This is a genomic window from Streptococcus oralis (assembly GCF_001983955.1).
GTDB lineage: Bacteria > Bacillota > Bacilli > Lactobacillales > Streptococcaceae > Streptococcus > Streptococcus jiangnanensis.
Window position 1 is genome coordinate 169,967 of the sequence record NZ_CP019562.1, and the last position, 21,439, is coordinate 191,405.

The window sequence follows — 21,439 nt, forward strand, 5'->3', positions numbered from 1 at the left end:
TACTTATAATGAGAATACAATCTCTTGTACTATTTGTCAACCAGAGGTTGCACTTGTGTTTGCAGTTTTCAGCAAAAAAATATGATATACTAGGTAAGAAAAAGCGAAGAAATTATGAAAAAGGAATGAAAGATGAAAGAATTTTTTGCCCTCCCCAAGCAAATTCAAATGCGGGAATGGATGAGCTTTGTAGCACGGATTTTAGAGAGTGCCATTACTCCTTTTATGGCCATGTACTATGTTCAATATTTTGGAGCCTTTTGGGCGGGGTTATTGATGATCACAACCAAACTCATTGGTTTTTTAGCTGGACTGTATGGTGGACATTTGGCGGATCTTTGGGGACGTAAGAAAGTCATTGACTGGGGAAACTTTGGTCTTGCGAGTGGCTACTTTCTTGTGCTGCTGGCAAATATGCCTAATCATATTTTTCCCTTTTTGACTTTTGTCGGAATGTTGCTGGCAGAGACCGCAGGAACTTTCTCTTGGCCGGCTATTGATGCGATGATTATTGATTTGACCGACGAGCAAAATCGCCGTTTCGTTTATACGATTAGTTATTGGTTTGTCAATGTATCCGTTATGTTAGGAGCAGGGCTTGCAGGTTTCTTTTACGACCACCATTTTTTTGAGTTGCTTCTGGTTTTGACGGTGATTAGCTTCTTGAATTTTTTCCTCGCTTGGAAATATTTTTCAGAAAGCAAGCCAGCTAATCTGGTCTTTGAGCATGGTAGCAGTCCTTTGGCAACTGTGAAAAATTATGCTTCTGTTTTTCAGGACAAAATTTTCCTACTTTATACGTTAGGGACTGTATTTAATGGTGTTATCTGGTTGCAAATTGACAATTATATACCCGTTCATTTGAAAGAGTCATTCATCGCGAGTAGTGTTTTCGGTATTCATATTTCAGGAGCTAAGATGCTCAGTATCATGGTTTTTATCAATACCCTGATTATTGTTTGCTTCATAACGACTGCCAATCGTTTGACCAAGGAAATGAAGATCATACCGCAGTTTTTATTGGGAAGTATTATCTTCGACTTGGGTATGCTTTTCACCATTGTCTTCAGGAGTTTCTGGGCTCTGTTTTTGCTAGCCATTCTCTATACTATGGGGGAACTCATCTGCATGCCGCCAAGCCAAGTTTTGCGGGCGGAAATGATGAATGAGAATAAGCTCGGAACCTACTCAGGTTTCCTTAATATGGCGCAGCCTTTAGCGTCTATTTTAGCGGGGGCGATGATTTCTATCAGCGCTACAACAGGTGCTGTAGGTGTTTGGCTCGTTTTTATTGTGTGTGCAGTACTTGGGCTGCTTCTTATCATCAGAGCAGCGCATTTACACGGAATTGCAAATCAATTATAGAAAGTGAAAATAATGTACGAATATCTTAAAGGAATCATTACCAAAATCACTGCTAAATATATCGTCCTTGAGGCAAATGGTATAGGTTATATTTTGCATGTAGCCAATCCCTATGCTTACTCAGGTCAGGTCAATCAAGAAACTCAAATTTATGTGCACCAAGTTGTCCGTGAGGACGCCCATCTGCTCTATGGTTTTCGATCAGAAGATGAGAAGAAACTCTTTCTTAGTCTGATTTCGGTATCAGGGATTGGTCCGGTATCAGCTCTTGCTATCATCGCAGCTGATGACAATGCTGGCTTGGTTCAGGCGATTGAAACTAAGAACATCACCTACTTGACTAAGTTCCCTAAAATTGGCAAGAAAACAGCCCAGCAGATGGTGCTAGACTTGGAAGGTAAGGTAGTTGTGGCTAGCGATGACCTTCCTGCCAAGGTGGCAGTGCAAACCAGCGCTGAAAACCAAGAACTGGAAGAAGCCATGGAAGCCATGTTGGCACTGGGTTACAAGGCGACTGAGCTCAAGAAAATCAAGAAATTCTTTGAAGGAACGACAGATACAGCTGAGAACTATATCAAATCGGCCCTTAAGATGTTGGTAAAATAGGAGAATAATATGACAAAACGCTGTGGTTGGGTTAAAATGAACAATCCTTTATATGTGGCCTATCATGATGAAGAGTGGGGTCAACCCCTTCATGATGACCGTGCTCTTTTTGAGTTGTTGTGTTTGGAAACTTACCAGTCGGGTCTATCTTGGGAAACGGTACTAAACAAACGCCAAGGATTCCGAGAAGTCTTTTACAACTACCAAGTTCAACGTGTCGCGGAAATGACAGATGGCGAGTTGGAAGCCTTGTTAGAGAATCCAGCCATCATCCGAAATCGTTCCAAGCTCTTTGCGACACGTGCCAACGCCCAAGCATTTTTGCAAGTCCAGAAAACCTACGGCTCTTTTGACGCTTATCTCTGGTCCTTTGTTGAGGGGAAAACGATTGTAAATGATGTTCCTGACTATCACCTAGCACCTGCTAAAACAGCCTTATCTGAAAAGTTATCTCAAGATCTCAAAAAACGTGGTTTCAAATTCACAGGTCCAGTCGCAGTTTTAGCTTTTCTACAAGCAGCAGGTCTGATAGATGATCATGAGAATGATTGTGAGTGGAAAAACGGAAATTAGTGAGTGCAGGCGTCTAATTATCTGAGAATATAGAAAAAGCTGAGAAGAGTTTCTCAGCTTTTTGATTATATGCTAGTAACTTTTATAGTGCAGTAAGAAATGTCAGTCCACCTAAGACAACGCCAGCTGAGTTTGGAATAATTAGTATCCAATCCTTCTTAGGTTCTTTTGTCCACCCGTAAATAACCCAAATTAAACAAGATACTGCTGCGGATAAAGGCTGGAATGGTTGAGCTTTGTTGCCTTGTAAATTGGCAAAAATTTGTGGGATGTAGGCGATAAATACAATAATCCCGATAAAGGCCCCGATTGAACCGACAATTTGATTTATTTTTTGTTTAGTCATATACACCTCCTTTAAAAAGATATCATAGAAATAAGCAAAATGCAATAAATTCAGACACAAATTGTAACGAAAATCAATACCAAAGCACAAAAATGGAGAAATTGTTTATTTTTTGTTATAGTCAAAGCGAATGACTTGCTTCTGTGTATCCACATAAGCGTGAACGCCAAAGGGCACAATGGCTCTTGGAGTTGCGTGACCGACATTCAGATTATAGACAATCGGGATATTGTTATCAATGATATCCAATAGTGCTTCCTTATAGTCGTCATAGAAGGTTTCATCCATTGGCTTTCCGACCAAGAGTCCACTGATAACCCCAAATATCCCCGTGTCCTTTAAAGTCCGCAACATTTTTTTGAAATCATCAGGTTCAGGCTTTTCTTCGCTTGTTTCTAGCAAGAGAATCTTTCCTTCCCAGTCACATAAGTCAGGGAAGAGTCGGTACTCTTGGCAGAGGTCCGTGCTGTCTGCGTATCGAGAATTGTCAAAGATATCATAGAGGGACTCAAGGCAACCACCGAGAATTTCTCCCTCAAACTGAGCATTTCCTTGCAACAAATCAAAGCCTGTATTTACATGACTGATACGAGCTGTTCCCAGAGCCTTGGGACTAAAATCAGTCCGTTCCTCATACCAAAGGTCGCTAGGGCGGATTTCTGAGATTCTTCCCGTCTCGATCAATTCTTTAAAGTAGTGGAGACTATAGGGCAACATCTCCTTGTCCAATTCACAAATGTCTGCTAGAAAGGATTGCCCATAAAAAGTCTTGATCCCTAGTTTGTGCAACATAAGGTGGTTCATGGTTGTATCCGAGAAGCCAAGAAAAATCTTTTGTTGGATAACCTTTTGGAGCTGGTCGTTTTCAAAAAGGTAGGGTAGCAAGCGATAGGTATCATCCCCACCGATGGCGCATAGGATCATGTCGATGCTATCATCAGAAAAGGCCTGCATCAAATCCTCTGCACGTGCCTCCGGATGGTCCTTGATAAAGTCTAACCCTTTTAGCGAATGGGGCAGAAAGACAGGATTGAGTCCCAAATCCTTGAGACGTTGAATACCCAAATCGACTTCGTGTTTGACAAAATCCTCTCCGATAACACCACTAGACAAACTCACGATACCAATAGTAGAAACCATATCTCATCCTCCTAGAAATTGATTGAGCCTATTTTATCATAAAAGATGGGAGAAAACTATAGGGATTGGGGGTAGAAGTTCTATTGGATATCAAGAAAGCAAGAAAAAAGCAACCGCTAGTGCAGTTGCTTATCGTTTTACTAATCTGTAATCTCACTAGATATGAGTTACTTGGTTAACTCTTGATTATAGGAGAGGGCTAAATCAATCCAGTAAGGAAGTTCTTTTTGACCTTCAATATCTAGGTCTATATAGCCATGATAAGGTCGCCCTCTCATCAATGTAGTACGAGCTCCTGTTCGGGGTAGAACTTGCTTTTCCATTTCTTTGCCAATTCTCACCATAACCAGCTCGTCCTTTCTGGAACTGACTGTAAGAACCATTTTCCCACGAATCATAAAGGCCAGGCCACCAAACAGTTTCTTTTCTTCTAGCTCTTCTTCGAAAATTTGGGGAGGAAGTTTGAGTGCTAGAATTTTTCGAATCTGCTGTGCTAAGGATTGACTATATGCCATAGCGTTTCACTTTTCTTAATAACGGGATGGGCCTGCGCTTGCGCTTCGGATATTGAAGCGTTTCTTGAGATAGAAGCGAAGGGCGAGAAGGGCTGCTCCTAGGACAGCCAAAGGCAGTGGAGCAAGGATTGGATTGAGAGCTGCTGGAAGGAAGCTTGTTGCGAAGAAGACAGCCAACCAGAGAAGCATAGCAGCGAGGATGACGAGGATTGATTTCCAGAAAGGAGGGCGCTGGCTACGATCTGTGTCTGGTCCATAGTACTGGTAGACAAAGTAGTACATCAAGTAGAAGGCAAGTCCTCCTACAAGTCCAACCAACAAGAGGGTAATCAACCCATAGCCAATAGCCTGATCTGTAGAGAAGAAGGTAGTCAGAGCGCTAACCAATGCAAAGAGACTGGTGATAAAAAGGGCTGAGTCCATAATCATGAGTTTTGGATCGTCATTTTCTTTTGGATGCTCTTTTTCATATTGCTCCTTGACAGTGAAGCTATGAGCCCAGTGGGTTGGAGCGCCATAGAGGGAACGAGCAGTCGTTCCTTTGGCTTGCTCTTCAAGGATTTGAGGAATGACTTCCTCAAAGATAGCCTTGATTTCAGCATCTGTTTTACCATCTTTGATAAATTGTTGGGTAGCGATGTGGATAAACTCTTGGTTTTTCTTAGTTAATTTTTGTAAATCAATCTGAGACATAGGGATTCCTCTTAGAACCATTTTTTATGGATGAGATAGAGAGTGAGCGAAACACTCATAGCAAAGGCGATAAAGACGATTAACCAGAAGGCGTGTGGTTCACCGTTCAAAGGGATTTCATTATCCTTGAAGTTCATCCCATAGGCTGAGAAGATCATGGTTGGGACAGACATGACGATGGTCACGAGAGCCAGAGTTTTCATGATGTTGTTCTGGTTGTTGGAAATGATAGAGGCAAAGGTCTCTGTCATAGAGTGAAGGACGTTTCCATAGATATCTGCCATCTCGATGGCCTGTTGGGTTTCAATCAGGGTGTCTTCGAGTAGGTCTTCGTCTTCTAGGTATTTCTTGATATTGCTAGTTGCGCTAGTCAATTTCTTAATCACGCGCTCGTTCGTCTTCAGTGAGGCCTTGAAATAGACGATGGTCTTTTCCAATTCCATGAGCTCGATCAGCTCTTCGTTTCGAGTAGACTTGTGAAGTTGACTTTCGATTTGTTCACTCTTACGGTCAATCGAACGGAGGGCCGTAAGGTAAAGTTCGGCGTTGCGGTAGAGAATCTGGAAGATAAAGCGTGAACGCATGAAGGTGTAAAAGTTGCGCAGTCTACGGTTGATAAAGACATCGAGAACGGGGAGGGGTTCCAAGCAGGTGGTGATAATGGTTTCCTCTGTGATGATAATCCCCAGCGGAATCGTAACGTAGTAGGTACGATTGTTTCTTTCTTCTGTGATGGGAACGTCCACGATAATCAAAGTGTACTCATCTTCGATGGTAATACGGGACATTTCTTCCGCGTCGAGTGGTGCTCGAAGGTCGGCAATGTCAATGTCGAAGGCGTTAGCGATTTCCAACGATTCATTTTGTGTAGGATTGACGAGGTTGATCCAAGTACCCGGTTCAAGCGTGTCGATCTCTTTAAATTCAGTTGTTGTTGAGAGAAAAACTTGTTTCATATCCCCTATCCTTTCCTACTATTCAGTGATTCATTTTTTGCACCGTACTATTATACTATAAAAACAGCTTTTTGGGTAATAGAATTTCACATTTTTTGGTATAATGGAAAGCAATAATGGACTAGAAAGAACAAAGATGCAAGATAAAATTGTGATTCATGGGGCGCGTGCCCATAACTTAAAAAATATAGATGTGGAGATTCCAAGAGACAAGCTGGTTGTTGTGACTGGTTTGTCAGGTTCTGGGAAATCCAGTCTGGCCTTTGATACCCTCTATGCTGAGGGCCAACGTCGCTATGTAGAGAGTCTATCAGCCTATGCTCGCCAGTTTTTGGGCAATATGGAAAAACCAGATGTGGATGCCATTGATGGTCTCAGCCCAGCTATTTCCATTGACCAGAAAACCACCAGCAAAAACCCTCGTTCGACCGTGGGAACGACGACTGAAATCAATGATTATCTGCGTCTCCTCTACGCACGTGTGGGGACGCCTTACTGTATTAACGGGCATGGGGCTATCAAGGCTTCTTCTGTAGAACAAATCGTGGATAAGGTCTTGGAATTGCCAGAACGCCAACGTCTGCAAATTTTAGCTCCTGTCATTCGTAAGAAAAAAGGGCAACATAAGAGTGTCATTGAAAAGGTTCAGAAAGACGGTTATGTCCGTGTCCGAGTGGATGGGGAAGTCTATGATGTTACCGAAGTGCCTGAACTGTCTAAGAGTAAGCAACACAATATCGATGTTGTGGTCGACCGTATTGTCATCAAGGAGGGCATCCGTAGTCGTCTCTTTGACTCAATCGAGGCTGCCCTTCGTATCGCAGAAGGTTATGTCATTATCGACACTATGGACGATTCTGAGTTGCTCTTTTCTGAGCACTATGCCTGTCCGGTCTGTGGCTTTACTGTACCCGAGTTGGAGCCTCGACTCTTCTCTTTCAATGCGCCTTTTGGCTCATGTAGCGAGTGTGATGGTTTGGGGATCAAGCTGGAGGTGGATATCGACCTAGTGGTGCCAGATACCAGCAAGACCCTACGTGAAGGTGCACTTGCACCATGGAATCCTATCTCATCTAACTACTATCCAAACATGCTAGAGCAGGCCATGACAGCCTTTGGGGTGGATATGGATAAGCCTTTTGAGGACTTGTCAGAAGAAGATAAAAACTTGATTCTCTATGGGTCTGATGGCAAGGAATTCCATTTCCACTATGAAAATGAATTTGGTGGAGTGCGCGATATTGACATTCCTTTTGAGGGGGTTGTCAATAATATCAAGCGTCGTTACCATGAGACTAACAGTGATTACACCCGTACCCAGATGCGCCTCTACATGAATGAGCTGACCTGCGGAACTTGCCACGGCTACCGTCTCAATGACCAGGCCTTGTCTGTTCGTGTGGGTGGGGAGCAAGGGCCACATATCGGAGAAATCTCAGACCTGTCTATCGCAGACCATTTGGAATTAGTGAGTCAGCTGACCTTGTCTGAAAATGAAGCCATCATCGCCCGTCCCATTCTCAAGGAAATCAAGGATCGCTTGACCTTCCTCAATAACGTAGGTCTTAACTATTTGACTCTGTCACGTTCGGCAGGAACCCTTTCAGGCGGTGAGAGTCAGCGTATTCGCTTGGCAACCCAGATTGGGTCCAACCTATCAGGTGTCCTCTATATCCTGGATGAGCCGTCCATTGGTCTTCACCAGAGGGATAATGACCGCCTGATTGCCAGTCTGAAGAAGATGCGTGACTTGGGCAATACTCTCATCGTGGTGGAACACGATGAAGATACCATGCGCGAGGCGGATTATCTGATTGACGTTGGTCCGGGTGCGGGAGCATTTGGTGGGGAAATTGTCGCTGCAGGTACGCCTAAGCAGGTGGCTCGCAACAGCAAATCCATTACAGGACAGTATCTATCAGGAAAACGTGCCATTCCAGTACCAGAAGAGCGTCGTGCCGGAAATGGTCGTTTTATCGAGGTGACGGGTGCGCGTGAGAACAACTTGCAAAATATCACTGCTCGCTTTCCGCTAGGAAAATTCATCGCAGTGACAGGTGTATCGGGTTCAGGTAAGTCGACCTTAATCAACAGCATTCTCAAAAAAGCCATTGCCCAGAAGCTCAATCGCAATTCAGACAAACCTGGTAAGTTTAAGACGATTACAGGGATTGAGCATGTAGACCGCTTGATCGATATTGACCAGAGCCCAATCGGACGAACGCCGAGGTCCAACCCAGCTACCTATACGGGAGTTTTTGACGATATACGAGACCTCTTTGCTCAGACAAATGAAGCCAAGATTCGAGGCTACAAGAAGGGCCGTTTCAGTTTCAACGTCAAGGGTGGTCGTTGCGAAGCCTGCTCAGGTGACGGGATTATCAAGATCGAGATGCACTTCTTGCCAGATGTTTACGTTGCTTGTGAAGTCTGCCACGGGACTCGCTACAACAGTGAAACCTTAGAAGTTCACTACAAGGAAAAGAATATCTCGCAAGTTTTAGATATGACCGTCAACGATGCGGTGGAATTCTTCCAACACATTCCCAAGATTCAACGCAAACTCCAGACCATCAAGGATGTGGGGCTGGGCTATGTGACCTTAGGACAACCAGCTACGACCCTTTCTGGAGGAGAAGCCCAGCGTATGAAGCTGGCTAGTGAACTCCACAAGCGCTCGACAGGTAAGTCCTTCTACATTCTGGATGAGCCGACGACAGGACTTCATACTGAGGACATCGCTCGCTTGCTTAAAGTCTTGGCTCGCTTTGTTGACGATGGCAATACTGTCCTCGTCATTGAGCACAATCTGGATGTTATTAAAACAGCAGACCATATCATCGACTTGGGACCTGAAGGTGGTGTTGGTGGTGGAACCATCATCGCAACAGGAACTCCAGAAGAAGTAGCGGCCAATGAAGCCAGCTACACAGGACACTATTTGAAAGGAAAGTTACATCATGAATAAACGTGTGCAAGCATTTTTAGCTAAAATGCAAGAAAAAGAACTAGATGGCATCATCATCAACAACCTTAAAAATGTCTATTACCTGACTGGTTTTTGGGGTTCAAACGGAACCGTCTTTATCAGCCGTGATCGTCAGGTCTTGGTGACAGACTCTCGCTATATCATTGCTGCTAAGCAAGAAGTGACAGGTTTTGAGATTGTGGCTGACCGTGATGAATTGGCTGTCATTGCAGGAATTGTCAAGGATATGGGCTTGTCTCGCACCGGTTTTGAGGACGAGATTTCTGTCTCTTACTATCATCGTATGCAGGCAGCGTTTGAAGGTTTGGAATTGCTTCCTCAAACGCAGTTTGTTGAGGGTCTTCGTATGATTAAAGATGAGAAAGAGATTGCGACTATTCGCAAGGCTTGCTCTATCTCAGACCAAGCTTTCCGCGATGCACTTGACTTTATCAAGCCTGGAAAGACAGAGATTGAAATTGCCAACTTCCTTGATTTCCGCATGCGTGAGTTGGGAGCGGCAGGCTTGTCTTTTGATACTATTTTAGCAAGTGGCATCAACTCTTCTAAGCCCCATGCCCATCCAATGCACAAACCGGTTGAAGCGGGAGAAGCTATTACCATGGACTTCGGCTGCCTTTACGAGCATTATGTGAGTGATATGACACGGACCATCTATCTAGGCCATGTCAGTGACGAGCAAGCAGAAATCTACAACACCGTTTTGAAGGCTAACCAAGCTCTGATTGACCAAGCTAAGGCTGGTTTAGGTTTCCGTGACTTTGACAAAATCCCTCGTGATATCATTGTTGAAGCAGGCTATGGAGAATACTTTACACACGGTATCGGGCATGGTATCGGACTTGATATTCACGAAGAACCATACTTTAGCCAAACCTCGACGGATACAATCAAGGCAGGAATGACCTTGACAGATGAACCGGGCATCTATATCGAAGGAAAATACGGCGTCCGTATCGAAGATGATATTCTCATTACAGATACAGGTTGCGAATTATTGACTCTTGCTCCGAAAGAATTAATTGTTATTTAAGAAAATTATGATAAATCGTTGACTTTTATATTTTAAAGGTTTATACTGATAGACGAAAACGGTAGGTGAGGCTACCATAGGGATACGGATGACTACCGCAAAGCAGTGGAGACACTACTCGTTGGTCAACAGTCTTGGTCGCGAAGGCCAAGACTAAGCTCATTACATCGCCCTATGGAGTTAAAGCTTGAACGAAAAAACAGATAATTAGTTTTTTAATCCTGCCATTTTATGGCAGGATTTTCTGCTGTTTTAAGAAAAAGAAAGGAGACAAACGATGCAAATTGACGACCACCCAGAACCGCACATACACAGCCAATCGCTGATTTGTGTCGTTCTGCCCTTATAAAGTGATTGGTCTCTGTGTATGAAACACATCATTCATACAGATAGGAGAAACCAATGAAAACTACAAAAGAAAGATTAGCAACAGCTATTCACACACCTCTAAACGAAACTTTATCTTTTTATAAGACAAGTCTAACAGGCTTGACTGAGGAGCAGGTGGAGAAAAATCGTGACCTATATGGCGAAAACACCATCACCAAGGGTCAAGAAGACAGTATCCTCAAAAAGATTTACGAATCGATTATCAATCCATTTACAATCATCCTTCTTGTCATCGCTATGATTTCCATGGTGACCAATGTCTGGTTGGCGAAGCCTGGACAAGAAGATCCGACGACCTCTATCATCATCGTCGTTCTCGTTCTAATCTCTGGTGGCATACGCTTTGTCCAAGAACTGCGAAGTGACAAGGCTGCGACCAATCTATCAAAAATGATTGTGAACACTGCCACAGTTATTCGCGAAGACCAGAGTTTAGAGGTCGCAATTGAAGATTTGGTCGTTGGAGATATAGTCAAATTAAGTGCTGGGGATATGATTCCAGCAGACCTCATTTTAATTGAATCACGCGATTTCTTTGTTCAACAGTCTGGTTTGACAGGTGAAAGTGACTCGGTTGAAAAACTAGCCTTGTCAAAAATGAGTCAGTCAAACTTTGATAGTCTGCTAGAAGCAGAAGCACTCGCCTTTATGGGAACCAATGTGATATCAGGGAGTGCCAAGGCTTTGATCCTAGCGGTCGGCGATGACACTATGATGGGAGAAATCGAGCAAACTCTCAATACCTATGACGAACCGACCTCTTTTGAACGGGAGATGAACAGCATCTCTTGGCTCTTGATCCGTTTGATGTTGGTCATGGTTCCCATCGTGTTTCTCTCCAATGGCTTGACAGATGGCGACTGGCTGGAAGCAGGTGTGTTTGCACTGAGTGTTGGTGTTGGATTGACACCTGAGATGCTTCCTATGATCATCACGGCCAGTCTAGCAAAAGGCTCCATTATCATGGCCAAGGAAAAAGTCGTCATCAAAAAACTCAATGCCATACAGGACCTAGGTGCTATTGATATCCTATGCACGGATAAAACCGGAACCCTTACCCAAGATGAAATTGTCCTTGAATATCCTTTGGATATACATGGAGATTTGGATTTGTCTGTGTTGAGACGGGCCTACCTCAATTCCTATTTTCAAACCGGTTTGAAAAACTTGATGGACCGTGCCATTATCAGTAGAACTGAAAAAGAAGCTAAAGAACACGCTATTCTACAAAATTTGGATACTAGCTTCCAAAAAATAGATGAATTACCTTTTGATTTTGAACGCAGACGGATGAGTGTCATCGTCAAGGATGAGAACGAAGTTGTTAGTTTGGTAACCAAGGGTGCCCTAGAGGAAATGCTTGCGATTTCAACCCATGTGGAATATCAAGGTCAGATTAGCCCTCTGACGGATGATATCCGAGTGGAAATCTTAAAAGAAGTAGATCAACTTAATCAACAGGGATTGCGAGTCTTGGGAGTCGCCTATAAAACAGGCCTAAAAGAAGGTTTTGCTTACTCCGTTGAAGATGAAAAAGAGATGATTCTAACCGGATATCTTGCCTTTCTAGATCCACCAAAACCATCAGCAGCACCTGCTATCCAAGCTTTGTTAGAACACGGTGTTCAAACAAAGATCTTGACGGGAGACAATGAGAAGGTAACCCAAGCAGTATGCGAAAAAGTTGGTTTAGACGTTGATCAAATCTTGTTGGGTTCTGATATTGACGCTATGACGGACGAAGAATTGGCCCAAGCAGTTGAGAAAGTGACTGTCTTTGCCAAACTCTCTCCGGATCAAAAAGCACGAATCATTTTACAAATCAAATCGAATGGACATTGTGTCGGCTATATGGGAGATGGGATCAATGATGCCCCTTCTATGAAAGTGGCAGATGTGGGGATTTCTGTTGATACAGCAGTAGATATTGCCAAAGAAACGGCTGATGTCATTTTGTTAGATAAGGATTTGATGGTGCTTGAAAAAGGGCTGGTTGAAGGACGCAAAGTCTATGCTAATATGACCAAATATATCAAGATGACGGTCAGCTCTAATTTCGGGAACATTTTCTCTCTGCTAGTGTCTGGTATCTTTTTACCTTTCCTTCCTATGGCTCCGATTCACTTGATTGTGTTAAACCTCGTCTACGACCTTTCTTGTATTGCCTTGCCATTTGATAATGTGGATGAAGACTTTTTGAAGCATCCTCATAAGTGGGAAGCCAAGTCTATTACTCGTTTTATGATTTGGATGGGTCCGATTTCTTCTGCCTTTGATATTTTGACCTTTATCTTGCTCTATTTTGTCATTGTCCCAATGGCGACAGGTCAAGCTTATGCTCACGGAGCAGAGTCGGCAACGGGCTTTATCATTTTGTTCCAGACAGGTTGGTTCATTGAATCCATGTGGTCCCAAACCATGGTTATCCATATGCTTCGTTCAGCAAAACTTCCTTTCTTACAAAGTCGTCCATCATGGTTTGTTCTTGGAACAACCTTGCTAGCAGCTAGTTTTGTGACCTTCCTTCCCTACTCTTCAATTGCTAGCCTGCTTCATTTAACCCCTTTGGAACCAATTTATTTCCTCTTTTTGCTTTTGATTATCGTTCTCTATATGATAAGTGTTACAGTTGTAAAACGATTGTATATCAAAAAATTTAAAAGTTGGTTATAAATTGATTTTGTCAAGAAAAAAGTACGAAAATCGCGAAAAAAGTTAATTTTTTTTAAAAATAGGTCGCAAGTCGGATGTTTTTTATGGTATAATAGACTAAACTGATAGTAACATGTAGCGAAAGGGGTAGGTACATGATCAAAATTTATACAGTCTCAAGTTGTACTAGCTGTAAAAAAGCGAAAACCTGGCTCAATGCCCACCAGTTAAGTTATAAAGAACAAAATCTCGGTAAAGAAGGAATTACAAGAGAAGAGTTATTAGATATTCTCACGAAAACAGATAATGGAATTGCCAGTATCGTTTCGTCAAAAAACCGCTACGCTAAGGCACTTGGAGTTGACATCGAGGATTTGAGTGTCAATGAAGTGCTCAACTTAATCATGGAAACACCACGGATCTTAAAGAGTCCGATTCTCGTTGATGAGAAGCGCCTGCAAGTCGGCTATAAAGAAGATGATATCCGTGCCTTCTTGCCACGCTCTGTCCGTAATGTAGAAAATGCAGAAGCACGTCTACGTGCAGCTCTATAAAACATCAAGGCTGGGAGTGACTCCTGGCCTTGTTTGCTCTTTTGTTTTAAAATCATGTGAGGAATTATGAAAAAGTTACTAATTGCTAGTTTTGCTCTCCTCTTTTTGCTTGCGGGATGTGGGCAAAAAAAGGAAACTCCTGCTGCTACCACAACAGCATCTGAACCTCTTCAATCAAACCTTCCCGTTTTGGACAATGCCGAAAAGAATACGGTTGTTACCAAGACCCTGTTGATGCCGAAGTTAGAAAATGGAACGCAACAGATTCAAACCATTACCTATAAAGGTAATCAGTTTTTGACCTTGACCATTCAGCAAAAACGACCTGTCGGGGATGAACTCAAGACCTTTATCTCTGAAAATGGCCTAGAGGAGACGCAAAAAGCGCTTCTAGAAGCGGAAGAAAAGGATGAGACCATCCAAGAGGCACGCAAACTAGCAGGATTCAAACTGGAAACAAAGCTACTCAGCGAGACAGAAATCCAGACTACAACGACTTATGATTTTCAAGTATTGGATGTCAAAAAGGCATCTCAGCTGGAATATTTAAAAAATATCGGCCTTGAAAATCTCTTAAAAAACGAACCTAGCCAATATATTGCAGATAGAGTGGCAAATGGTGCGGTAGAACAGTAAGAAAATCCAAATAAACAAACTGATTTATTTGTAGAACGTAAGGAAATATGCTATAATAGTAATATTCTAAGGAAAGAGGGTGTTAGAATGGGATTTACTGAAGAAACTGTACGGTTTAAATTGGATGATTCCAATAAGAAAGAAATTAGCGAAACATTGACAGATGTTTATGCTTCTTTGAATGACAAGGGCTACAATCCGATTAACCAAATCGTCGGTTATGTATTGAGTGGTGACCCTGCCTACGTTCCTCGTTACAACAATGCACGAAATCAAATCCGTAAGTATGAGCGTGATGAAATTGTTGAAGAACTGGTACGCTACTACCTTAAGGGACAAGGAGTCGATCTATAATCTATGAGAATTATGGGATTGGACGTTGGTTCAAAAACAGTAGGGGTGGCTATTAGCGATCCACTAGGCTTCACCGCTCAGGGACTTGAAATCATCCAGATTAATGAGGATCAGGGCCAGTTTGGTTTTGATCGTATCAAGGAATTGGTTGACAGCTATAAGGTGGAACGCTTTGTAGTAGGTCTGCCTAAAAACATGAACAATACCAGCGGTCCGCGAGTAGAAGCCAGTCAAGTCTATGGTGCCAAGCTAGAAGAACTCTTTGGTTTGCCAGTAGACTATCAGGATGAGCGTTTGACAACGGTCGCTGCGGAACGTATGTTGATTGAACAAGCAGATATCAGCCGTAACAAACGCAAGAAAGTTATTGATAAGCTGGCTGCTCAGCTGATTTTGCAAAATTATTTAGATAGAAAATTTTAAGACAGAGGAGAAACTATGTCACACGATCACAACCATGACCACGAAGAACGTGAATTGATTACACTAGTAGATGAGCAAGGAAATGAAACCTTGTTTGAAATTCTTTTGACCATCGACGGAAAAGAAGAATTTGGTAAAAACTATGTTCTGCTAGTGCCAGTTAATGCAGAAGAAGATGAAAATGGTGAAGTTGAAATCCAAGCTTACTCATTCATCGAAAATGAAGATGGAACAGAAGGCGAATTGCAACCAATCCCAGAAGACTCAGAAGACGAATGGAACATGATTGAAGAAGTCTTCAACAGCTTTATGGAGGAGTAAAAACATCCAGTGGATGTTTTTAGCCCTGCGCCAGAAATTAGAAACGCAGGAACGTTCGGGGAACGTTTTTAGCCCAGTTCCTTAAAATAAGAGAGAACTGGTTTGTTCAGTGAACATTTTTACCCTGACGCTAAAGATAAAAACCGTCAGTAAGTCCAGTGGATATTTTTACCCCAGTTCCTTGAAATAAGAGAGAACTGGTAAGTCCAGGGGCCGTTTTTAGCCTACGTTGAAATTCATAGTAGCTAGTGATTAGCTAACCAGGTAAGAGGTCGGGATTTTAGTCCCGACCTCGCTTTTTATTTGTAATCATACTTTGATGTGGTAGTTGATTGGACTTTTGTTAAGGAGACATGTATGTTTGAAGTAGAAGAATGGCTTCATAGTCGGATTGGTTTAAATTTTAGATCTGGACTTGGAAGAATGCAACGAGCGGTGGATTTGCTGGGGAATCCTGAGAGGACTTATCCTATTATCCACGTAACAGGTACTAACGGTAAAGGGTCAACGATTGCCTTCATGAGGGAGTTGTTTGTTGCTCATGGTAAAAAAGTTGGTACTTTCACCTCTCCTCATATCATCAGCATCCATGATCGAATCTGTATCAATGGGGAACCAATCGCAGATGAAGACTTTGTACGTATAGCTAACCAAGTCAAGGAGATGGAGAAAACTCTTTTAGAGACACACGATCAATTGTCTTTCTTTGAATTGTTGACCTTGATTGCCTTGCTTTACTTTAAAGAGCAGGGAGTGGATCTAGTCCTGCTAGAGGTGGGGATTGGTGGTTTGCTTGACACGACTAATGTCGTAACAGGAGAGATTGCAGTTATTACTTCCATTGGGCTAGATCATCAGGAGACCTTGGGCGATAGTCTAGAGGAAATAGCCGAGCAGAAAGCTGGTATTTTCAAGGCCGGCAAGCAGGCAGTCATTGCTAAGCTCGCTCCAGAAGCTAAACTTGTCTGTCAAAATACAGCAAGAGAGTTAGGTGTGGATCTCTATCAAGCTGGGCTAGACTTCTCCTTGAATGCTGGGGATTTTTCAAGCAGCCTAGCGAATTTTTCACAACTTGAAATTAGTTTGGAAGGTGTTTATCAGCAAGAAAATGCCGCCTTGGCTTTACAAACTTTTCTTCTGTTTATGGCATCAAGAGGTGAAAGGGTCGAAGAAGTGCTTGTCAGACGGGCTTTGAAGGAGACACATTGGGCAGGGCGATTGGAACAGATTCGCCCGCAAATCTACCTAGATGGGGCTCACAATCTGCCAGCTTTAAGTCGTCTAGTAGAGTTTATCCAGGGGAAAATCCAGCAAGGTTACCAGGTTCATATCCTTTTTGGAGCACTTAAACGCAAGGATTATCAGGGGATGTTAGGCTATCTATCTAAGCAGTTGCCTGAGGTGGAACTTAAGGTAACAGGCTTTGACTATCAAGGCTCTCTGGATGAAAAGGATGTGGCGGGTTACGATTTGATTCCTTCCTATGGGGACTTTATCAGAGAATTTGAAGATAAGGCCAATGGCCAGGACTTGCTTTTCGTGACGGGATCCCTCTACTTTATCTCGGAAGTCCGAGCAAGTTTGGTAGGAAGCGACGAGATTAGTTGACCTTATAGGTTTATGTTGCTATACTGTAGGTAGGAGGTATATCTGGAAACGATTCCAGCAAAACATTGGCACAAAAGAAAGGAAATCGCTATGAAAACGAAAACATTCACACTTTCTATTGCTTCCCTAGCAATTCTTAGTCTTTTAGCAGCTTGTGGACCTAAGGCACAAGCCCCTACCCAGCAATCGGCTCAGCAATCATCTTCTCAACAAGAATCATCTTCTAGCGCTGCGACAAGTGCTAGCCAACCACAGGCATCCTCAAGTCAGGACGCTACTGTAGCTCAACCTACGAACATCGATGGTACCTATACTGGAAAAGATGAGAATGATCAAATCACTCTTGTTGTAACAGGTAAAACTGGTACATGGACTGAGGTCGAGCCAGATGGAGATAAGGAAATCAAGCAAGTCAGCTTTGAGCCAGAAAATCAACGTGTCATTATCGGTGATGATGTCAAAATTTATACGGTTAATGGTAATCAATTGATTGTCGATGATATGGACCGAGAGCCATCTGACCGAGTGGTCTTAACAAAATAGGATCTCAAATCTAAATAGAAGTTTGGAATTAAGGTTTCAGCTTTACCTTCTACAACTTCAAAAGTAACTGTCATAGGATTTGTGCGATATTGAAAAATATAAATAATATTGGAAAGAACTATCATTTTGGTAGTTCTTTTTAAGCCTCTTAATACCCTAGTTAAAAATATAAAAAGGGATAGCACGTCATATAGTGAAGAAGTAGTTTAAGAATCTTGCAGATCTTGGAGTAGTTTGCATAGAAAAAGGTAAACGGTTGCCATCTACCCCTGAACTGAGGTATACTAGTAGAAACAGTAGTTTATTAAGCAGTTAAGGAGAATGTTAGAAAAGGAAGGGGATTTATGACAGCTAGAAAAATGCAGCTACTCATGTCCAAATATGGTTTCAGTATTACCATCATGTTGGCAGAGTTGTTTATCGTCTTTGGTTTATTTCTCTATCTAGGGCAAATGGCTCCAATTGTCTGGGTTATCCTAGTCATTTTAGTGAGCTTAGCGACTATTGTATCGATTGTCAATCGGTCTATGAATCCTGAGAGTAAGGTAACATGGCTGTTAGTAGCCTTTGTGCCAGTGTTTGGACCATTGCTCTATATCATGTTTGGAGAGCGTCGTTTATCTAAAAAGGAAATGAAGCAGCTAAAGCAGCTCCAATCAATGGTTGATAGAGAGGACAATAGCAGAGCTCTCCGTTTGGAGTTAAAAGAGCAGGACAAGTCAGCTTACGGAGTTATCAAATCACTCCTCAGCATGGACACGAATGCCGATGTCTATGATCGAACGGATACACATTTTTTTGCCTCTGGTGAAAGTATGTGGCATCAGATGCTAGAGGATCTCAAGAAAGCTGAGAAGTTTATCTTTCTCGAATACTATATCATCGAAGAAGGTTTGATGTGGAATAGTATTTTGGAGATTTTGGAAGAAAAGGCAGCTCAAGGAGTAGAGGTGAAGCTTCTCTATGATGATATTGGTTGTATGGCAACCTTGCCTGGAGACTACACCATCCAGCTCCGTGGTCGAGGGATTGAAGCCCACAAATTTAACAAGGTGATTCCACGTTTGACCGTTGCTTATAACAACCGTGATCACCGTAAAATCATGATTATCGATGGTCAAATTGCCTATACAGGTGGTGTCAATCTGGCAGATGAGTATATCAACCATATCGAACGCTTTGGTTATTGGAAGGATAGCAGTATTCGTCTGGATGGACCAGCAGTTAAGGCTTTTACCAGACTCTTTTTATCTGCATGGTATATCAACCGTGGAGAGATTAGTGACTTTGACCAATACCATCTCGAAAATCAGCCCAAAGAAGGGATGGGTCTCTGTATTCCCTATAGTAGTGGGCCAAAACCCATCTACCGAGCTCAGGTAGGAAAAACGGTCTATCAAAATCTTATCAATCAAGCTACAGATTACGTCTACATCACGACTCCCTATCTTATTGCTGACTACGATCTAACTGAAAGTATCAAAAATGCAGCTCTGAGAGGGGTAGATGTGCGAATTGTGACGCCGTGTATCCCAGATAAGAAGGTTATTCAGTTAGTTACTCGAGGAGCTTATCCAGACTTGTTATCTGCAGGGGTTCGTATTTATGAGTACAGTCCGGGATTCCTTCATAGCAAGCAAATGCTTGTCGATGGAGAGGCAGCTACTGTGGGGACCATCAATTTTGACTATCGGAGCTTGCTTCATCACTATGAAAATGCCGTCTTACTTTATAGAACGCAATCTATCATTGATATTGAAAGGGACTTCGAAGAGATTTTTAAAGTTTCTCAAGAAATCTATTCCCACACCATTAAAACCAGCTGGTATCAAAGCCTGATCAAGGAAATTGTCCAGTTGTTTGCCCCTATGCTCTAACTATCCATCAAGATCTAGCCAATGCTGGGTCTTTTTTGTCTTCTTACGAATAGATAAGTAAAGGAGAAAACCATGCTTAATTTAGAAGATGATGATTTCATCAGAGAGTATAGAAATAGTCGGTTTCACCGTTTTCGTGAAATCGAACGCTTTGCGCTATTGGATAAGAAATTCAGCAAATATCAATCCCAAGCTGACATTCTTGTAAGATTTTGATATACTAAAACAGATAAACTTAGAGGAGAAATTGAATGAACGTATACGGGAAAATAGATGAGAAACAAGAAGAATCTCATTACCAAGACTGGTCAGTGCCAGAGAAACGAGAAGGAGCTCCCATTCCCTTTTTTAGTATTTTGCTTTGGAGTTTAGTAGCCACAGCCATTTCGGTTGCCCTGCCTTTTATTTTTGGTTTAGTCAGTCCGCAACAAACTCAGGATCTTTATACCGGTTGGGCCTTGCATCAAAATGGTCAAATGTATACAGATTATTTTGGGACGGAGGGATTGCTCTATTATGTGCTAAACTATCTTTTTCAAGGCAGTATTCTGATTGCTTTGGTTGAGTGGTTGGCCTTGTTTGGAGCAGGTGTTTTTCTTTTTAAGGCTGCGGATACTCTTGTCGGCCAAGAAAATGAAGCGAAGCGAGTTGTCTTTATTCTATACTTGCTTGTAGCGGGCCTCGCTTTTGGTGGCGGTTATGCTCTCTTGCTAGCCCTGCCTTTCCTATTTTATTCATTGAGTATCGTTACAAATTATCTCGCTTTTCCAAAGGATGACAAAGGATTTGTACGAGTGGGGATGTGCCTTGCTCTTGCTTTCTTCCTTGCGCCAATCCCAACCGCCTTGTTTGCGGCTGTACTGGCTTTGGGGATTATCGGCTTTAATCTAGCTAAAGGTCACTTTGTTCATGGCCTATATCAGTTCTTTGCGTCAGCCCTAGGATTTTCACTCTTATTCTATCCTTTAGGCTACTATACAGTGTGGACAGGTAATTTTGGAGATGCCATTAGCCAGACCTTGTATCCAGTAAGTACACTTAGCCTCTTTTCAAATTCGCATTTGCTTGAAAATGCAGCCTTCTATGGCTTGCTTGCTATTGGGTTAGGTTCCCTTGGTTTGCTCTTTGCAGGCTTGTTCCAGTCAAAACCAGCCAAGCAATATGCCCTCTCAATTGCTGCTAGCTTGGGATTGTTGGTTTCTTTGGGAATCTTGATTCTCTCCAAAGAACCTATCAACGGTACTCGTCTTGTGGTGCTAATTCCTTTCTTGGTCTTGCTCCTTCTGACAGGAATCAAGGAAGATGTTTCAGATGGAGGGAGTCGTCGTAGAAGAAGACGTGAGAAACAAACTTCTTTCCTTAAAGGAAATTTCTATCTACCACTGATTGCCCTTGCCTATCTCATTGTTCTTCCTATTGTGAGTCGCTACCTTTCGCACCCAGCGACTTATCAGGAGAGAGACCGTCTTGCTAGCGTGGTCAAACAACAAACGAGTTCTGAGGATCGTGTCTATGCTTGGGATGATCGTCCTGATTTCTACCGTGCAAGTGAACGCTTGGCGCCGACTTCTCTATCAATTCCAACACTCTATACTGCAAGCGATGAAAATAAAACCAAACTGATGAATGATCTGAAAGAGAATCAACCGAAGATGATTGTGGTCAATCAAAAAGTTGCCTTGTGGTCAGATGTAGAGAGCTGGCTCAGTGAAAACTATGAGCTTGTTCAGACAGATACTAGCGAGTTCAAACTTTATAAATCAAAATAACAAAAAATCAATATCTTGTGGAATTTTAAAATTTTTGGGATTTTTAACACAAGATATTGATTTTTATTTTTAGAGTGGTATAATACTGAATATAAA

21 protein-coding genes and 1 riboswitch are annotated in these 21,439 nt (G+C 42.4%); of the genes, 16 read left to right on the forward strand and 5 right to left on the reverse strand.

Annotation, left to right across the window (positions count from 1 at the left end):
- Window positions 1-132: 132 nt before the first annotated feature.
- Genes BWR56_RS00845 through BWR56_RS00855 form a run of 3 tightly spaced genes read left to right on the forward strand, consistent with a single transcriptional unit; the run spans window position 133 to window position 2,544 of the window.
- Complete coding sequence (locus tag BWR56_RS00845; protein WP_007520831.1) at window positions 133-1,365, forward strand: MDR family MFS transporter; 1,233 nt, start codon at window positions 133-135, stop codon at window positions 1,363-1,365.
- 12 nt (window positions 1,366-1,377) lie between these two features.
- Entirely contained in the window at window positions 1,378-1,971 is a 594-nt protein-coding gene (gene ruvA, locus BWR56_RS00850) for a Holliday junction branch migration protein RuvA (RefSeq protein ID WP_000273410.1), read from the forward strand.
- A 9-nt stretch (window positions 1,972-1,980) separates the two neighbouring features.
- Window positions 1,981-2,544, forward strand: a complete 564-nt coding sequence (locus tag BWR56_RS00855) for a DNA-3-methyladenine glycosylase I (protein ID WP_007520829.1) — start codon at window positions 1,981-1,983, stop codon at window positions 2,542-2,544.
- A gap of 82 nt (window positions 2,545-2,626) precedes the next feature.
- Here BWR56_RS00855 and BWR56_RS00860 read toward each other — a convergent pair whose 3' ends face one another.
- The 5 genes from BWR56_RS00860 to BWR56_RS00880 form a co-directional block, all read right to left on the reverse strand.
- Window positions 2,627-2,890: a SemiSWEET family transporter gene (locus tag BWR56_RS00860; protein ID WP_000166112.1), complete on the reverse strand. Its 264-nt coding sequence runs from the start codon at window positions 2,888-2,890 to the stop codon at window positions 2,627-2,629.
- 105 nt (window positions 2,891-2,995) lie between these two features.
- Complete coding sequence (locus BWR56_RS00865) at window positions 2,996-4,030, reverse strand: S66 family peptidase (RefSeq protein ID WP_000255130.1); 1,035 nt, start codon at window positions 4,028-4,030, stop codon at window positions 2,996-2,998.
- A gap of 167 nt (window positions 4,031-4,197) precedes the next feature.
- Complete coding sequence (locus BWR56_RS00870; protein WP_007520826.1) at window positions 4,198-4,545, reverse strand: TfoX/Sxy family protein; 348 nt, start codon at window positions 4,543-4,545, stop codon at window positions 4,198-4,200.
- A 15-nt stretch (window positions 4,546-4,560) separates the two neighbouring features.
- Entirely contained in the window at window positions 4,561-5,238 is a 678-nt protein-coding gene (locus BWR56_RS00875) for a DUF1129 domain-containing protein (RefSeq protein WP_076984274.1), read from the reverse strand.
- 11 nt (window positions 5,239-5,249) lie between these two features.
- Entirely contained in the window at window positions 5,250-6,194 is a 945-nt protein-coding gene (locus BWR56_RS00880) for a magnesium transporter CorA family protein (protein WP_000815617.1), read from the reverse strand.
- Window positions 6,195-6,330: 136 nt separating this feature from the next.
- Here BWR56_RS00880 and uvrA point away from each other — a divergent pair, with 136 nt between their 5' ends.
- The 13 genes from uvrA (at window position 6,331) to BWR56_RS00940 (ending at window position 21,343) form a co-directional block, all read left to right on the forward strand.
- Complete coding sequence (uvrA, locus tag BWR56_RS00885; RefSeq protein ID WP_076984275.1) at window positions 6,331-9,162, forward strand: excinuclease ABC subunit UvrA; 2,832 nt, start codon at window positions 6,331-6,333, stop codon at window positions 9,160-9,162.
- Complete coding sequence (locus tag BWR56_RS00890) at window positions 9,155-10,216, forward strand: M24 family metallopeptidase (protein WP_076984276.1); 1,062 nt, start codon at window positions 9,155-9,157, stop codon at window positions 10,214-10,216. Before uvrA ends, BWR56_RS00890 begins: the two co-directional genes overlap by 8 nt.
- A gap of 55 nt (window positions 10,217-10,271) precedes the next feature.
- Window positions 10,272-10,423, forward strand: a riboswitch (M-box (ykoK) riboswitch).
- Between the two features lie 195 nt (window positions 10,424-10,618).
- On the forward strand, window positions 10,619-13,279 hold the full coding sequence (mgtA, locus tag BWR56_RS00895) for a magnesium-translocating P-type ATPase (RefSeq protein WP_076984277.1): 2,661 nt from the start codon (window positions 10,619-10,621) through the stop codon (window positions 13,277-13,279).
- 134 nt (window positions 13,280-13,413) lie between these two features.
- Window positions 13,414-13,812 (forward strand): transcriptional regulator Spx, encoded by a 399-nt coding sequence (spx, locus tag BWR56_RS00900; RefSeq protein ID WP_000591165.1) that lies wholly within the window; start codon window positions 13,414-13,416, stop codon window positions 13,810-13,812.
- 66 nt (window positions 13,813-13,878) lie between these two features.
- Window positions 13,879-14,448 carry an SP0191 family lipoprotein gene (locus BWR56_RS00905; RefSeq protein WP_076984278.1) on the forward strand — a complete coding sequence of 190 codons (570 nt, stop codon included), beginning with the start codon at window positions 13,879-13,881 and terminating at the stop codon, window positions 14,446-14,448.
- An 87-nt stretch (window positions 14,449-14,535) separates the two neighbouring features.
- Window positions 14,536-14,802: an IreB family regulatory phosphoprotein gene (locus tag BWR56_RS00910; protein ID WP_000507059.1), complete on the forward strand. Its 267-nt coding sequence runs from the start codon at window positions 14,536-14,538 to the stop codon at window positions 14,800-14,802.
- A 3-nt stretch (window positions 14,803-14,805) separates the two neighbouring features.
- Window positions 14,806-15,225 (forward strand): Holliday junction resolvase RuvX, encoded by a 420-nt coding sequence (ruvX, locus tag BWR56_RS00915; protein ID WP_061421469.1) that lies wholly within the window; start codon window positions 14,806-14,808, stop codon window positions 15,223-15,225.
- Between the two features lie 15 nt (window positions 15,226-15,240).
- Window positions 15,241-15,546: a DUF1292 domain-containing protein gene (locus BWR56_RS00920; RefSeq protein WP_000017624.1), complete on the forward strand. Its 306-nt coding sequence runs from the start codon at window positions 15,241-15,243 to the stop codon at window positions 15,544-15,546.
- 357 nt (window positions 15,547-15,903) lie between these two features.
- Complete coding sequence (locus BWR56_RS00925; RefSeq protein ID WP_076984279.1) at window positions 15,904-17,154, forward strand: bifunctional folylpolyglutamate synthase/dihydrofolate synthase; 1,251 nt, start codon at window positions 15,904-15,906, stop codon at window positions 17,152-17,154.
- 90 nt (window positions 17,155-17,244) lie between these two features.
- Window positions 17,245-17,697, forward strand: a complete 453-nt coding sequence (locus tag BWR56_RS00930) for an SP_0198 family lipoprotein (protein ID WP_076984280.1) — start codon at window positions 17,245-17,247, stop codon at window positions 17,695-17,697.
- A gap of 344 nt (window positions 17,698-18,041) precedes the next feature.
- Window positions 18,042-19,574, forward strand: coding sequence for a cardiolipin synthase (gene cls / locus BWR56_RS00935; protein WP_076984281.1), 1,533 nt, complete (start codon window positions 18,042-18,044; stop codon window positions 19,572-19,574).
- A gap of 72 nt (window positions 19,575-19,646) precedes the next feature.
- The gene (locus tag BWR56_RS09925) at window positions 19,647-19,790 is read left to right on the forward strand and encodes a hypothetical protein (RefSeq protein WP_196755680.1); all 144 of its coding nucleotides are present in this window, start codon (window positions 19,647-19,649) and stop codon (window positions 19,788-19,790) included.
- A gap of 35 nt (window positions 19,791-19,825) precedes the next feature.
- A complete protein-coding gene (locus BWR56_RS00940; RefSeq protein ID WP_076984282.1) occupies window positions 19,826-21,343 on the forward strand; it encodes a damage-inducible protein CinA in 1,518 nt (505 codons plus the stop codon).
- Window positions 21,344-21,439 lie beyond the last annotated feature (96 nt).